The 15,345-nt window shown below is 42.4% G+C and carries 15 protein-coding genes; 14 read left to right on the top strand and 1 reads right to left on the bottom strand.

The features are described from left to right. Positions 1-26: 26 nt before the first annotated feature. From hemW to deoC, 9 genes are all read left to right on the top strand, one after another. A complete protein-coding gene (gene hemW / locus LG307_RS15615; RefSeq protein WP_404443813.1) occupies positions 27-1,166 on the top strand; it encodes a radical SAM family heme chaperone HemW in 1,140 nt (379 codons plus the stop codon). Positions 1,167-1,247: 81 nt separating this feature from the next. Next, positions 1,248-2,279 carry a heat-inducible transcriptional repressor HrcA gene (gene hrcA, locus LG307_RS15610; protein WP_404443810.1) on the top strand — a complete coding sequence of 344 codons (1,032 nt, stop codon included), beginning with the start codon at positions 1,248-1,250 and terminating at the stop codon, positions 2,277-2,279. 48 nt (positions 2,280-2,327) lie between these two features. After that, positions 2,328-2,933, top strand: a complete 606-nt coding sequence (gene grpE / locus LG307_RS15605; protein WP_404450474.1) for a nucleotide exchange factor GrpE — start codon at positions 2,328-2,330, stop codon at positions 2,931-2,933. Positions 2,934-3,128: 195 nt separating this feature from the next. Next, complete coding sequence (dnaK, locus tag LG307_RS15600; RefSeq protein WP_404443807.1) at positions 3,129-4,967, top strand: molecular chaperone DnaK; 1,839 nt, start codon at positions 3,129-3,131, stop codon at positions 4,965-4,967. Positions 4,968-5,285: 318 nt separating this feature from the next. Next, a complete protein-coding gene (dnaJ, locus tag LG307_RS15595; RefSeq protein ID WP_404443804.1) occupies positions 5,286-6,413 on the top strand; it encodes a molecular chaperone DnaJ in 1,128 nt (375 codons plus the stop codon). 43 nt (positions 6,414-6,456) lie between these two features. Continuing rightward, the gene (prmA, locus tag LG307_RS15590) at positions 6,457-7,398 is read left to right on the top strand and encodes a 50S ribosomal protein L11 methyltransferase (RefSeq protein WP_404443801.1); all 942 of its coding nucleotides are present in this window, start codon (positions 6,457-6,459) and stop codon (positions 7,396-7,398) included. Positions 7,399-7,413: 15 nt separating this feature from the next. Next, entirely contained in the window at positions 7,414-8,166 is a 753-nt protein-coding gene (locus LG307_RS15585) for a 16S rRNA (uracil(1498)-N(3))-methyltransferase (protein WP_404443799.1), read from the top strand. Between the two features lie 10 nt (positions 8,167-8,176). Next, a complete protein-coding gene (gene mtaB, locus LG307_RS15580; RefSeq protein WP_404443796.1) occupies positions 8,177-9,541 on the top strand; it encodes a tRNA (N(6)-L-threonylcarbamoyladenosine(37)-C(2))-methylthiotransferase MtaB in 1,365 nt (454 codons plus the stop codon). 149 nt (positions 9,542-9,690) lie between these two features. Continuing rightward, positions 9,691-10,362: a deoxyribose-phosphate aldolase gene (gene deoC / locus LG307_RS15575; RefSeq protein WP_404443792.1), complete on the top strand. Its 672-nt coding sequence runs from the start codon at positions 9,691-9,693 to the stop codon at positions 10,360-10,362. A 63-nt stretch (positions 10,363-10,425) separates the two neighbouring features. On the opposite strand, the gene LG307_RS15570 is transcribed toward deoC, so the two are convergent. Further along, complete coding sequence (locus LG307_RS15570; protein ID WP_404450473.1) at positions 10,426-11,352, bottom strand: Na/Pi symporter; 927 nt, start codon at positions 11,350-11,352, stop codon at positions 10,426-10,428. Positions 11,353-11,421: 69 nt separating this feature from the next. Here LG307_RS15570 and LG307_RS15565 point away from each other — a divergent pair, with 69 nt between their 5' ends. The 5 genes from LG307_RS15565 to floA all read left to right on the top strand — a co-directional run bounded on the left by LG307_RS15565 (position 11,422) and on the right by floA (position 15,334). Beyond that, entirely contained in the window at positions 11,422-11,985 is a 564-nt protein-coding gene (locus LG307_RS15565; protein WP_404443789.1) for a flavin reductase family protein, read from the top strand. Positions 11,986-12,141: 156 nt separating this feature from the next. Next, positions 12,142-12,315 carry a 30S ribosomal protein S21 gene (rpsU, locus tag LG307_RS15560; RefSeq protein ID WP_010196218.1) on the top strand — a complete coding sequence of 58 codons (174 nt, stop codon included), beginning with the start codon at positions 12,142-12,144 and terminating at the stop codon, positions 12,313-12,315. 15 nt (positions 12,316-12,330) lie between these two features. Further along, a complete protein-coding gene (locus LG307_RS15555) occupies positions 12,331-12,774 on the top strand; it encodes a GatB/YqeY domain-containing protein (protein ID WP_404443787.1) in 444 nt (147 codons plus the stop codon). Positions 12,775-12,986: 212 nt separating this feature from the next. Beyond that, on the top strand, positions 12,987-14,324 hold the full coding sequence (locus LG307_RS15550; RefSeq protein ID WP_404443785.1) for a nodulation protein NfeD: 1,338 nt from the start codon (positions 12,987-12,989) through the stop codon (positions 14,322-14,324). 20 nt (positions 14,325-14,344) lie between these two features. After that, complete coding sequence (floA, locus tag LG307_RS15545) at positions 14,345-15,334, top strand: flotillin-like protein FloA (RefSeq protein WP_404443782.1); 990 nt, start codon at positions 14,345-14,347, stop codon at positions 15,332-15,334. Positions 15,335-15,345: the final 11 nt, after the last annotated feature.

Below are 15,345 nucleotides of genomic sequence, written 5' to 3'. Positions count from 1 at the left end.
TACTATTTAATGAAAGTGTGATTGTTGTGATTAAATCAGCCTATATCCATATTCCATTTTGTGAGCATATTTGTCATTATTGCGATTTTAATAAAGTTTTTCTAAAAAATCAGCCAGTGGAGGCCTATTTGGAATTCATGGATGTGGAAATGAAAAATACAATAGATCGTTTTCCGACTCAACATTTGGAAACCATCTTTGTTGGAGGTGGAACTCCGACGGCTTTAAACCAAAAGCAGTTATCCTACCTATTGGAATCCATTCAACGAAACTTTGATGTGGTGCCTGACATAGAATATACCTTTGAAGCAAATCCTGGAGATTTATCTCTTGAGAAGCTGCGGTTATTAAAAGAGGGTGGGGTAAATCGCCTAAGTTTTGGCGTTCAAAGCTTTAATGATGACCTCTTGAAAAGAATAGGAAGATCTCATCGTAAAACGGATGTTTTTAAATCGATCGAGCATGCCAGAGAGGCTGGCTTTGATAATATTAGTGTTGATCTCATATACAGCCTTCCCGATCAAACGGTGGAGGATTTTCAGGATACCCTTCATACGGCATTTTCCCTTGGAATGGAACACTACTCTGCCTACTCATTGATTATTGAACCGAAAACGGTGTTCTATAATCTGATGAGTAAGGGGAAACTCCCGCTTCCGACTCAAGAGGAAGAAACCAGCATGTATGATGTTCTTTTGAATGAAATGGAAAAGCATGGGTACCACCAGTATGAAATATCAAATTTTGCCAAGGAAGGTTATGAGAGCAAGCACAATCTCACATACTGGGATAATGAGTCCTATTACGGAATCGGAGCGGGTGCTCATAGTTATACAGAAGGTGTTCGCCGAGCAAACCATGGACCACTGAAGAAATATATGGATTCCATCAGGGAGACTGGATTTCCTTATAAAGAGGAACATGTGGTGACAAGAGAAGAAAGAATCGAAGAAGAGATGTTCTTAGGCTTACGCAAGACACAAGGAGTTTCTATCTCTAGGTTTGAACGAAAATTCGACGCAGAGATGCTAAATATTCTTAAAGGGCCGATTGAAGAAAACATTCAAAAAGGGCTTTTGGAACAACAAGGAGACTTTATCCGTTTAACAAAAAAAGGGAAATTTCTGGGGAATGAAGTTTTTCAAGCTTTTATTGGTGCGATCTGATTGACATGTGAATAGGTATTTGGTAATTTATTTATAGAATTAGCACTCGATGAATAGGAGTGCTAACAGAGGTGATGCTGAGTGCTTACAGAACGACAGTTGTTAGTCTTGCAAGTCATAATTGACGACTTTATCCGATCTGCACAACCTGTTGGCTCCAGAACGCTCTCAAAGAAAGATGAAATTTCGTTCAGTTCAGCCACCATCCGAAACGAGATGGCAGATTTGGAGGAATTAGGATTTATTGAAAAAACACATACTTCCTCAGGAAGAGTCCCGTCCGAAAAAGGGTACCGCTATTATGTGGATCACCTGCTTTCACCTGAAAGGCTTACAAAACGGGATGTGTTTGAAATTAAATCCATCTTTCGCGAGCAAATATATGAACTAGAAAAAACTGTTCAAAAATCAGCTCAGATTCTTTCTGATCTGACCAAATACACATCCATTGTCCTTGGACCAGGTGTAAGGGATCACAGGCTTAAGAACCTGCAAATCATCCCTATTAATGCTGAACAGGCAGTTGCCATCATTGTGACGGATACAGGCCATGTGGAAAATCGTATGTTTTCTTTTCCTGCCAACATGGACTCTTCCGATATACAAAAAATGGTCAATATCCTAAATGAACGCTTAGTCGGAGTGCCTCTCTCAGAGCTGATCAACAAGCTTTACAAAGAAGTGGCTACCCTTTTAAGATCTCATATCGGAAACTACGAAAATATCCTGCAATCCTTAAGTTCCACTCTTTACATGGAAGAAAAGGATAGGGTGTTCTTTGGGGGCAAAACGAACATGCTTGCCCAACCCGAATTTAATGATATCAATAAAATACGTTCATTGATGTTGTTGATTGATCAAGGCAAAGACCTTTCTCAGCATATTCGTGCAAAAGAAGCTGGTATCCATATTAAGATAGGCAGTGAAAATAATATTCCTGGTATGGAGGGCTGCAGCATTATTTCAGCCAGCTATTCCATCGGACCCGAACAATTAGGAACCATCGCATTACTCGGGCCTACCAGAATGGAATATTCCCGTGTCGTCAGTCTCTTGCAACTCGTCAGTTCCGACCTATCACAGGCAGTCAATAAACTGTATCAAAAGGACTGAGCATGGAAATATTGTTAGAGGATGGAGTTCTTGCTCCGTCCTATCATCATGAAAATACAACATGATTTGTACACTTTGAGGGAGGTGAAACCATTGGTAAACGAGAACGAACAAGCAACAGTTGAAAATGAAGAAGTTACAACAGAAGAAACGCAAGAAACGACAACGACGGAAAAAGTAGAAGAAGTGGAAGTTTCTGCTGAACAACAGAAAATCTCCGAATTGGAAGCTAAGCTTGAAGAGTCGGAAAATCGCCTTCTTCGCTTGCAAGCTGATTTTGATAACTACCGTCGCCGTGTGAGACTTGACCAAGAGGCTGCACAAAAGTACCGTGCGCAAAATCTTGTTACAGATATACTTCCTGCTCTTGATAACTTTGAGCGTGCGCTTAAAGTAGAATCAGAGGATGAGAAAATCAAGACATTTTTACAAGGTATGGAAATGGTGCACCGCCAGTTAGCGGAAGCTCTTAAATCGGAAGGTCTAGAAGCAATCCCTGCAGTTGGAGAAACATTTGACCCGAATTTACACCAGGCAGTCATGCAGGTGGAAGAGGGAGAAGGAGAATCCAACACCGTTTTGGAAGAGTTCCAAAAAGGGTATAAGCTAAAAGACCGCGTCATCCGCCCATCTATGGTAAAAGTAAAGCAATAAAAATAACCTCGTTGATTGTAGTGGAAGGCACGAGACTCCTGCGGGGGAGTAGCGACATTGTTGAGACCCCGCAGTGAAACGAGGAGGCTCAAGGTCGCCCCGCGGAAAGTGAGTGCCTGCAACGGAAATCAACAGTTAAACGGAAAAAACAAAAAACTACATATTAATGTAAGTTGCAATAGGAGGAAAAACAAAATGAGTAAAATCATCGGTATTGACTTAGGTACAACAAACTCATGTGTAGCTGTGCTTGAAGGCGGCGAACCAAAAGTAATTCCAAATCCAGAAGGTAACCGCACAACTCCATCTGTTGTTGCTTTTAAAAACGGCGAACGCCAAGTAGGGGAAGTGGCAAAACGCCAATCTATTACAAACCCTAACACAATCATGTCTGTTAAACGCCACATGGGAACAGACTATAAAGTGGAAGTAGAAGGCAAAGAGTACTCTCCACAAGAAGTATCTGCCATCATCCTTCAACACTTAAAAGGCTACGCAGAAGAATATCTTGGTGAAACAGTTACAAAAGCTGTTATCACAGTTCCTGCTTACTTCAATGATGCTGAGCGTCAAGCTACAAAAGATGCTGGTAAAATCGCTGGTCTTGAAGTAGAACGGATCATCAACGAACCAACTGCTGCAGCACTGGCATATGGTCTTGATAAAATGGACGAAGATCAAACGATCCTTGTTTATGACCTTGGGGGCGGAACGTTTGACGTTTCTGTACTTGAACTAGGAGATGGCGTATTTGAAGTTCGCTCTACTGCTGGTGACAACCGTCTTGGTGGAGATGACTTTGACCAAGTAATCATCGACTATCTTGTAGCAGAATTCAAAAAAGAAAACGGCATTGACCTTTCTAAAGATAAAATGGCGCTACAACGCTTGAAAGATGCAGCGGAAAAAGCGAAAAAAGATCTTTCAGGTGTAACAAACACACAAATTTCCCTGCCGTTCATAACTGCTGGTGAAGCAGGACCTCTTCACTTGGAAGTAAGCATGTCTCGTGCAAAATTCGATGACATTACTTCCGGTCTTGTAGAGCGCACGATGGGACCTGTTCGTCAAGCATTGCAAGATGCAGGGATCTCTGCTTCTGAACTTGACAAAGTTATCCTTGTAGGTGGATCTACTCGTATCCCTGCTGTTCAAGATGCAATCAAGAAAGAAACTGGTAAAGACCCACACAAAGGGGTTAACCCGGATGAAGTTGTTGCTTTAGGTGCAGCAATCCAAGGTGGAGTATTAACTGGGGACGTGAAAGATGTTGTACTTCTTGATGTAACACCACTTTCTTTAGGAATCGAAACAATGGGCAGCGTGTTCACGAAGCTTATTGAAAGAAACACAACTATTCCTACAAGTAAGTCTCAAGTGTTCTCTACAGCTGCTGACAACCAAACTGCGGTAGACATTCACGTACTTCAAGGGGAGCGCCCAATGGCAAGCGACAACAAAACATTAGGTCGTTTCCAATTGACAGACATTCCACCAGCACCACGCGGCGTTCCGCAAATCGAGGTTTCTTTTGACATCGACAAAAACGGTATCGTAAACGTTCGTGCAAAAGATCTTGGAACTAACAAAGAGCAAACGATCACCATCAAATCTTCTTCAGGTCTATCCGAGGACGAAATCAACCGCATGGTACAAGAAGCGGAATTGAACGCGGATGCAGACAAAAAGCGTAAAGAAGAAGTAGAATTACGCAATGAAGCAGATCAGCTTGTATTCACAACTGAAAAAACACTTAAAGAAGTAGAAGGAAAAGTGGAAGAAGCAGAAGTGAAAAAAGCGGAAGATGCGAAAGAAGAATTAAAAGCTGCTATCGAAAAAGGCGACCTTGAAGAAATTCGCACGAAAAAGGATGCGCTTCAAGAAATCGTCCAACAAATTTCCATGAAGCTTTATGAGCAAGCTGCACAAGCACAACAAGCGGCTCAAGGAGCAGAAGGAACTGAAGGCGCTACGAACAACGACGACAACGTAGTCGATGCAGAATACGAAGAAGTAAACGATGATAAAAAGTAAGATAAAGTCCTAGGGCTTTTCTGATAAAGATAAAAAGAAAGTCGAAGCCATGGCTTTGGCTTTCTTTTTATGTAATAAGAATTTCCCTTGGTGCCTGGAGTGTAGGGTGGTCGACTCCTGCGGGGGAGTAGCGGTAGATTGAGACCCCGCAGGCTTGCCGAGGAGGCTCAAGCACCGCCCCGCGGAAAGCGACCACCTGAAACGGAAGGTACCAAGGAGTTAACCAGAATGGGATTTAAGCACATAACTTTTATTGCTTTTTCCCTCTTTCAGGTGATACAATAACCTTTATGTGAATGAAACGGGAGTGGGTATTTAATGAGTAAACGCGATTACTATGAAGTGCTTGGCGTCAGTAAAAGCGCGTCGAAAGATGAAATAAAGAAAGCTTACAGAAAGCTATCCAAACAATACCATCCGGACATCAATAAAGCAGACGATGCAGCGGACAAATTCAAAGAAATCAAAGAAGCTTACGAAGTGTTAAGCGATGACCAAAAGAAAGCACACTATGATCAATTTGGACACACTGACCCTAATCAAGGGTTTGGCGGCGGCGGTGGTTTTGACGGCGGATTTGGTTTTGAGGATATTTTTGAAACCTTCTTTGGCGGTCAAGGCGGCGGAAGAAGACGTCGTGATCCGAATGCTCCAAGACAAGGTGCAGATCTACAATACACCATGACTCTTGGTTTTGAAGAAGCTGCTTTCGGAAAAGAAGCGACCATTGAAATACCTGTGGAAGAAACATGTGATACATGTTCCGGTACAGGTGCGAAGCCTGGTACAAAGGTAGAAACATGTTCTCAATGTCGTGGAACAGGCCAGGAAAGTGTAGAGCAAAACACCCCATTTGGTCGTATCGTTAACAGAAGAACCTGTTCTAAATGTAACGGTTCCGGGAAATCCATCCCTAACAAATGTACAACATGTCATGGCGCTGGCCGTGTGAAAAAACGCAATACAATCAAAGTCAACATTCCGGCTGGTGTGGATGAAGGACAACAACTTCGCGTAGCTGGAAAAGGGGAAGCTGGAGTGAACGGCGGACCTGCTGGTGACTTATATGTAGTCTTCCATGTCCGCAGACACGAATTTTTCGAGCGTGACGGGGATGATGTCTACTGTGAAATGCCGATTACATTTGCACAAGCAGCACTTGGAGATGAAGTAGAAGTGCCGACTCTCCATGGTAAAGTGAAGCTGAAAGTACCAGCTGGAACACAGACAGGCACGAACTTCCGCTTAAAAGGCAAAGGTATTGCCAATGTTAGAGGTTATGGTCAAGGAGATCAACACATCAAGATCAGAGTGATCACTCCTACCAAACTATCGGAGAAACAAAAACAAGTAATCCGAGAATTTGCCGAAACAAGCGGGCAAGCACCGGATGAACAAGAAGATAGCTTCTTTTCAAAAGTAAAACGTGTTTTAAAAGGTGAATAAAAGTATCAATAGCTTTTAGTAGCTAGGATTGGAGTTGGTATGTATGAAATGGTCAGAAATAAGTATCCATACAACAAATGAGGCGGTTGAACCAATATCACATATTCTTCATGAAGCAGGCGCTAGTGGAGTGGTCATAGAGGATCCATTCGAACTCACAAAAGAAAGAGAAGATCAATTCGGAGAGATATACCAACTCAATCCAGATGATTATCCAGAAGAAGGCGTCGTAATGAAAGCATACCTTCCTGTTAACAGCTTTTTAGGTGAAACGGTGGAAGGTATAAAAGATGCAATCAATAACCTTTTGGTCCATGATATTGACCTTGGATTAAACAACATTTCCATCAGTGAAGTGAATGAAGAAGAATGGGCAACAGCATGGAAGAAGTATTACAATCCCGTGAAAATATCGGAGAAGTTCACCATCGTGCCTACGTGGGAAACGTATGAACCAGTTAGCTCTGATGAGAAAATCATTGAGCTTGACCCGGGAATGGCGTTCGGTACGGGTACCCACCCAACAACGGTCCTATGTATACAAGCGATTGAACGTACAGTCAAGCCACAAGACAAAGTCATTGACGTGGGCACTGGTTCCGGTGTTTTAAGTATCGCAGCAGCCATGCTTGATGCAAAGGAAGTACTCGCTCTTGATTTGGATGAGGTTGCAGTCGAATCTGCCAAACTGAATATCAAGCTGAACAAAGTACATCCAACAGTTACAGTGAAACAAAACAATCTGCTTAAAAATGTAGAAGGTCCTGTTGATGTAGTTGTTGCTAATATTTTGGCAGAGGTTATCGTTCGATTTACAGATGATGTTTACCGCGTGTTGGAAAACGGCGGGACATTCATTTCTTCCGGAATCATCAGCATGAAAAAGCAAGAAGTGAAAGACGCCCTAATCAAGTCAGGTTTCAAAATCCAAGAAACGATGATGATGGAAGATTGGGTGGCGTTTATCGCCAAAAAAGAAGCATAAGCGAGGGTGAAGGTCGTGCAACGTTATTTTGTTAACTCCAATCAAATAGATGAAACATCCATAACCATAGCAGGAGAAGATGTTCATCATATCACACGGGTTATGAGGATGAACGTAGACGATCAACTCCTATGCAGCTGTTCGGAAACCAGGCAGACGGCCCTTTGCCAAATTGCTGAAATTACCAATGATATGGTAGTCACAGATATTGTAGAATGGATAAAGGCTGAAACAGAAATTCCAGTTCGTGTAACGATTGCGAACGGGTTGCCTAAAGGGGATAAATTGGAACTAGTATTACAAAAGGGTACAGAACTCGGAGCCGAGTCTTTTATCCCTTTTAATGCTGCTCGTTCGATTGTGAAATGGGACGAAAAGAAGGGCAAAAAGAAAGTAGAACGCTGGAATAAGATTGCCAAGGAAGCAGCGGAGCAATCACATCGTTCCATGGTGCCTATTGTGGAGGAGCCTGCTTCTTTCCCACAAATTCTAGAGAAGAGCAAAAACTATACGTATAAAATCGTGGCCTATGAAGAGAGCGCGAAGGAAGGGGAACGTTCCGCATTTGCGAACACCTTAAAAAACATGAAACACGGGGAATCGATTCTTTGTGTGTTTGGTCCTGAAGGGGGCCTCGCCGATAAAGAAATGGATCGACTTTTGGAACATGGCTTTGTTCCGTGCGCGCTCGGCCCAAGAATATTAAGAACGGAAACGGCACCGCTATATGTGCTTGCCGCAATTTCGTATCATTTTGAATTAATGTGAGGTGGAAAACATGCCAACTGTTGCCTTTCACACACTAGGGTGTAAAGTGAACCATTATGAAACAGAAGCGATCTGGCAGCTTTTCAAAGCAAATAATTATGAACGTACAGAATTTGAAGGTACGGCAGATGTGTATGTCATCAATACCTGTACCGTTACAAATACGGGCGATAAAAAAAGTCGTCAGGTTATTCGTCGCGCCATCCGTAAAAATCCCGATGCAGTTATTTGTGTAACTGGATGCTACGCACAAACATCTCCGGCTGAAATCATGGCGATTCCTGGAGTAGATGTAGTGGTTGGAACACAGGACCGCGTAAAGATGCTAGAATACATCGAGCAATTTAAGCAAGAGCGCCAGCCGATTAATGGCGTAGGAAACATCATGAAGGCTCGTGTTTATGAAGAGTTAGACGTGCCGGCATTTACTGACCGTACTCGTGCTTCCCTAAAGATCCAAGAAGGTTGCAATAATTTCTGTACTTTCTGTATCATCCCTTGGGCTCGCGGTCTTATGCGTTCCCGTGATCCGCAAGAAGTTATTACACAAGCACAGCAATTGGTGGATGCAGGATATAAGGAAATCGTCTTAACAGGCATTCACACAGGCGGTTACGGAGAAGACATGAAGGATTACAACTTTGCGATGCTTCTTCGTGAATTAGATGAAAAAGTGAAGGGCCTTAAACGTATTCGTATCTCTTCCATCGAAGCAAGCCAAATTACAGACGAAGTAATTGAAGTACTGAACAATTCTGATAAGATTGTTCGTCACCTTCATATCCCGATTCAATCAGCATCCAATACGGTACTAAAGAGAATGCGTCGTAAATACACGATGGAATTCTTTGCAGAACGTCTAGATCGCTTGAAAGAAGCATTGCCTGGACTTGCTATTACATCCGATGTGATTGTTGGTTTCCCAGGTGAATCCGACGAAGAATTCATGGAAACATACAATTTTATCAAAGATCATAAATTCTCCGAGCTGCACGTATTCCCGTACTCTAAACGTACAGGAACTCCGGCGGCAAGAATGACAGACCAAGTGGATGAAGAAGTGAAAAATGAGCGAGTTCATCGCCTGATTGCCCTTTCTGATCAATTGGCAAAAGAATATGCTTCCACCTTTGAAGACGAAGTGTTAGAAGTAATCCCAGAAGAAATCTATAAAGAAGCACCAGATCAAGGATTGTACGTTGGCTACACGGACAACTATCTAAAAGTTGTTTTCCCGGCAACAGAAGAAATGGTCGGAAAGCTTGTGAAAGTAAAAATTGCTAAAGCTGGATATCCTTACAACGAAGGGCAATTCGTTCGCGTGCTTGAAGATGCGCCACTACTTGAAGAAGAGAATATTCGTTTAAGCTCATAAGAAAATAAAGAGAGTGATTCCATAATTATGGAGTCACTTTTTGTCGTGAAGAAAAAATTGCAGGTAATACTAACATTGTACTCGCCAAAATATTGGAATCATGTTATGATGTTAGAGGTCAGACCTCTTAATTTGAAAGGAGTATGAACATGCATACAAACGTTGGAGAAATGATTGATCATACATTATTGAAAGCCGATACAAAAAAAGAACAGGTAGAAGTACTTTGCCAAGAAGCAAGAGAATACAACTTTGCATCTGTCTGTGTGAACCCGACTTGGGTAAAAACATCTGCTGAACTTTTAGAAGGAAGCAATGTAAAAGTTTGTACAGTAATTGGATTCCCTCTAGGAGCAAACACTCCAGAAGTGAAAGCATTCGAAACGACGAATGCAATTGAAAACGGTGCCACTGAAGTGGACATGGTTATCAACATGGGCGCTTTGAAAGATGGCGACAACGAGTTAGTAGAAAGAGACATCCGTGCGGTTGTAGAAGCAGCAAAAGGACGCGCTTTGACTAAAGTCATCATCGAAACTTGCCTTCTTACAGACGAAGAAAAAGTTAGAGCATGCCAATTGGCTGTTAAAGCTGGAGCCGACTACGTGAAAACTTCCACTGGTTTCTCAACTGGCGGAGCAACTGTAGCTGATATCGCTCTTATGAGACAAACTGTAGGACCTGAAATCGGAGTGAAAGCTTCCGGTGGTGTTCGTGATGCAAAAGGTGCGGAAGAAATGATCGCAGCTGGAGCAACACGTATCGGAGCAAGTTCCGGTATCGCTATTGTTAAAGGTTTAACTGCTGATACGGATTACTAAGATCAAATTTTAAGCACTCCCTTGGGCATTTATGCTTGAGGGGGTGCTTTTTTGATTGCTTTATCACCCATGCACCCTCTCCACAAACCGCGCAAACGGGCGAACAAACGGCAACGCAGCCACAGAACACAGCACATTAAATATCACGCTTGAGTGAGCAAGCTGTACATCAGCACTGGAAGCCAGCATTGCCACTAAACTCCCCAACCAAGGAATCAAAGGGAAAAATACCGCCACACCTATCACATTCAACCATATATGCGCATACGCAGTTAACTTGGCCTCTCGTATTGAACCAATGCTTGCCAAGTAAGCAGTCACACAAGTTCCGATATTAGCACCGAGCATAATTGCAATCCCTGCCGGAAGGGACAGTAAATCATTATTCAAAAAGCTCATGCTGATGCCTGTTGTAGCCGAACTGGATTGGATGATAGCCGTAAGCAATGTCCCGATACCCACACCATATAGATGATGGTCATTTGTCATCGCAAGCATATCCTGTACAGATGGAAAACCTGCTAACGGAACAGCAAGGGACTCAAATCCATTCATGGCGACAAATAAACAACCAAGCCCGAACAAGCTGGATCCAAAGCTGAATGGTAATTTCTTTTTCGAAAATAGAAACAAAAATCCGATAATCAGCATCGGGAAGATAAGCTGAGAAATATCAATTGTAATGAGCTCGGTGATGAAAGTGGAACCGATGTTGCTGCCAAGCATGATGCCAATGGACTGATAAAAGGTAAGATACCCCGCCGCCACCAATCCTACAGTGATGACCATCACAGCAGAGCTGCTCTGCAAGAGTCCGGTAATCAGGATTCCTATCAACAAACCTTTCCACGGCATATCAGTGAATTTGGTCAGGTACCCTTTTGTCCTCTCCTCGGACAATTGAAGTAGCCCTGATCTCATCACGGTCATACCGATTAAAAAAATCGCTAAATATACAGCCAATAACGTTATAATAGAAAACAAGCCCATCACCTCTATCACAATATATGGCGGGTGATGGACAAGAATGACAAGAAAACACGAGAGGAGATCACACACATGAGAGAGTGGACGGCCAATACCGTTATGCATAGCTATCCAGGCATGGTTGCCCTGGTAACTGCCAATTGGAACGGAGAAAAAAATATAATGGCAGCAGGCTGGCATAGCTACATATCATTCGACCCGCCGATCTATGGTGTCGCGATTGCAAAAGAAAGATATACCCATCATTTAATAGAAAACTCCAAAGAATTTGCAATAAATTTTGTGCCGGAAAAGTTTGCTCATTTTATCCAGGAATCGGGTATGCTTACAGGAAAAGAACATAATAAATTTGATGAGCTACATATAAAATATGAACAAGGGAAGACAGTTTCCGCACCTATTTTAAATGAAGCGTATATTGCCTATGAATGCAAAGTGATGGACCAGCAGACGTATGGAGATCATGACTGGTTTGTCGGGGAGATGACCGGATTTTATAAAGATCAAAGCTTATTTACCGAAAATGGATTGCCAAAATGGGAAAAACTTTCGATTCCACTTTATCTCGGTAGGTCCCAATATATGTTGGCAGGCAAGGATTCCAAGGTGATAAACCTATTTCGAAATAATAGTTGAGTAAGATTGTTTTAAAGCATTTCCTTATAATTGTTGACCAGCATTAGTGAATATATTATAATTGGTAAGTACATGTTCTATACATGCTTTTTTGCATTTATGGGATCATGTTTTTTCTGAAAATGTTAGTGGTTGTTCTGGAGGGAGGGAATTAGAATGTCAAAAACAGTTGTTCGTAAAAACGAATCGCTTGAAGATGCTCTTCGCCGTTTCAAACGTTCAGTTTCAAAGACTGGAACGTTGCAAGAAGCAAGAAAGCGTGAATTCTATGAAAAACCAAGCGTAAGACGTAAGAAGAAGTCTGAAGCTGCTAGAAAGCGTAAATTTTAACAAGAGGGTGTAAGAATGAGTCTTCTCGAGCGTTTAAATACCGATATTAAGCAAGCTATGAAGGATAAGGACAAAGAGAAGCTTTCCGTACTCCGAATGGTTAAGTCTTCGATTCAGAACGAATCGATCAAGCACGGCAGAGACTTATCCGAGGAGGAAGAACTTACCGTATTGTCTCGTGAATTAAAGCAACGTAAAGACTCCCTCCAAGAATTTGATAAAGCCGGTCGTGAAGACTTGGTTCATAAATTACAGGGTGAAATTGCAATAGTTGAACATTATATGCCCGAGCAGTTATCCGAAGAGGATCTTTCAGCAATCGTCCAACAGACGATTGCTGAGGTGAACGCCAATTCGAAAGCTGACATGGGTAAAGTAATGGGAGCACTGATGCCTAAAGTTAAAGGCAAAGCGGACGGTAGCCTTGTTAACAAACTTGTACAACAACATCTTTCATAAAAACCCAAAATAGCACCTTACCTATGTAAGGTGTTATTTTTTAATCATGTTGACCAATTATCCCTTCTAATTCCTTTCTGTGTTCACTAATTAGCCACACTTTGAGCCTGCATCTAAAAAAATATCAATCATAATGAAACTTTAAGGTTTTCCGTGCGTATTACATACTGGTTACGGTGAATATAAAATGAATAGGTTCTGGAGAGGAGGACATGATGAAAAAAGTTCTTCGTATTAGTTATGTTAGCGCTTTTGTTCTAGCACTTATTTTATCGGCATTACCGCTTTTGCCATCCAACGCGAGCAGTGCCGAGAAACTGGTTCATGTTATACCGGTCAATGGCACCGTTGAAAAGGGCCTTTTGTCTTTCATTAATAGGTCCATTCAAACTGCTGAGGAAGATGGTGCTGACTTAATAGTCTTTGACATCCACACACCAGGTGGTTTGGTGGATGCAGCCACTGAAATAGCCAATAAATTCGAGGGCGCATCCACACAAACAGTTGCTTTTGTAAACAGCCAAGCCTTATCTGCCGGTGCATATTTGGCTTTATACGCTGACCAAATCTACATGACCCCAAATGCTTCCATGGGAGCAGCGGCGGTTATTACGGGTGATGGAAGCGCGGCTGAGGATAAAGCGCAATCCTTTTGGTTACGTGAAATGCAAAATGCAGCGGAGTCAAATGGCCGTGATCCGAAATATGCACTTGGGATGGCGGATAAAGATTTAGATCTCCCTGAAGTTGGAGCGCCTAAAGGGGACTTAGTTACACTAGGGGCATCTTCTGCTCTTGAAGTTGGGTATTCGGAAGGAACAGTAGCCAATCTGGATGCCTTGCTTACCGAATTGGGATATGAAGATGCCGAGGTTGTCACATCAGAGGTTACATTTGCTGAAAACGTGGCAAGATTCTTGACCAATCCTGTTGTTGTTCCTATTCTCTTATCAATAGGTTCTCTTGGGCTGGTACTAGAGTTATATTCTCCTGGGTTTGGCATACCCGGTGCGATGGGAATCAGTGCTCTATTGTTATTTTTTTACGGACATATGGTAGCAGGGCTTGCGGGAATGGAAACCATCATTCTATTTGCGGTAGGAGTCGTGCTCATTGTCTTAGAGCTCTTTGTGCCGGGAGGAATACTTGGAATACTTGGCCTTGGTGCTGTGGTGACGAGTTTCTTTTTGGCAACAGATGATATTGCAGGAATGGGGTTATCCTTGTTGATTGCTATGCTTGTAACAATTATTGCGATGGTACTGTTATTTACGGTATTTGGTAAGAAAATCCGATTTTTTGACCGGATTGTACTCCGCGATTCCACCAATACAGAGCAGGGATATGTATCAAATGTATCCAGAATCGAATTGGTAGGGCAGCAGGGGGTAACAATGACTCCATTAAGGCCTTCAGGAACCGCGGTCATTAACGACGAACGAATTGACGTGGTCACAGAGGGTAATTTTATTGGAGCAAACAAAAAAGTAACGATTGTAAAGGCGGAAGGCTCTCGTATTGTGGTACGGGAAATGCATTCTGTTGACTAATATTTAGGAGGAATTTTATTATGGATCCAGGTACTTTAATTATTTTATTAGCAGTTGTTCTTGGAATTATCTTTTTATCGGTATTACTGACATTTGTTCCAGTAATGCTATGGATTTCCGCGTTAGCAGCGGGTGTGCGAGTAAGTATTTTCACGCTTGTTGGGATGAGATTAAGACGTGTAATTCCAAGTCGTGTCATTAACCCGTTAATTAAAGCACACAAAGCCGGCTTAGCGGTTACAACCAATCAATTAGAGAGCCATTACTTGGCAGGTGGTAATGTTGACCGAGTGGTGAATGCTCTTATCGCGGCACAACGCGCAAACATTGAATTGACATTTGAACGTGCGGCTGCCATTGATTTAGCTGGCCGTGACGTATTAGAAGCAGTACAAATGTCTGTTAATCCAAAAGTTATTGAAACTCCATTTATCGCCGGTGTTGCGATGGACGGAATTGAAGTGAAAGCAAAAGCTCGTATTACTGTTCGTGCAAACATTGAACGCCTTGTCGGTGGTGCGGGTGAAGAAACAGTTATCGCGCGTGTAGGGGAAGGTATCGTAAGTACAATCGGTTCTGCAATAGATCATAAGAAAGTACTTGAGAACCCTGATATGATTTCACAAACAGTTTTATCTAAAGGTTTGGACGCGGGGACAGCGTTTGAAATCTTGTCCATTGATATTGCCGACATTGATATCGGTAAAAACATTGGTGCTGAATTACAAACTGACCAAGCGGAAGCAGATAAGAAGATTGCTCAAGCAAAAGCAGAAGAACGTCGTGCAATGGCCGTTGCCCAAGAACAAGAAATGCGTGCCCGCGTAGAAGAAATGCGTGCAAAAGTTGTGGAAGCTGAGGCGGAAGTACCTCTTGCCATGGCAGAAGCATTGCGCTCTGGAAACATTGGGGTAATGGATTATATGAACATCAAGAACATCACAGCTGATACGGAAATGAGAGATTCTATCGGCAAACTGACAGATACCCCTGAAGACGGTGAAAAGTAAGCATGAAAGAT

It is taken from the genome of Sutcliffiella horikoshii, assembly GCF_044809035.1.
GTDB lineage: Bacteria > Bacillota > Bacilli > Bacillales > Bacillaceae_I > Sutcliffiella_A > Sutcliffiella_A horikoshii_G.
This window is presented reverse-complemented; position numbering and strand designations above follow the sequence as displayed.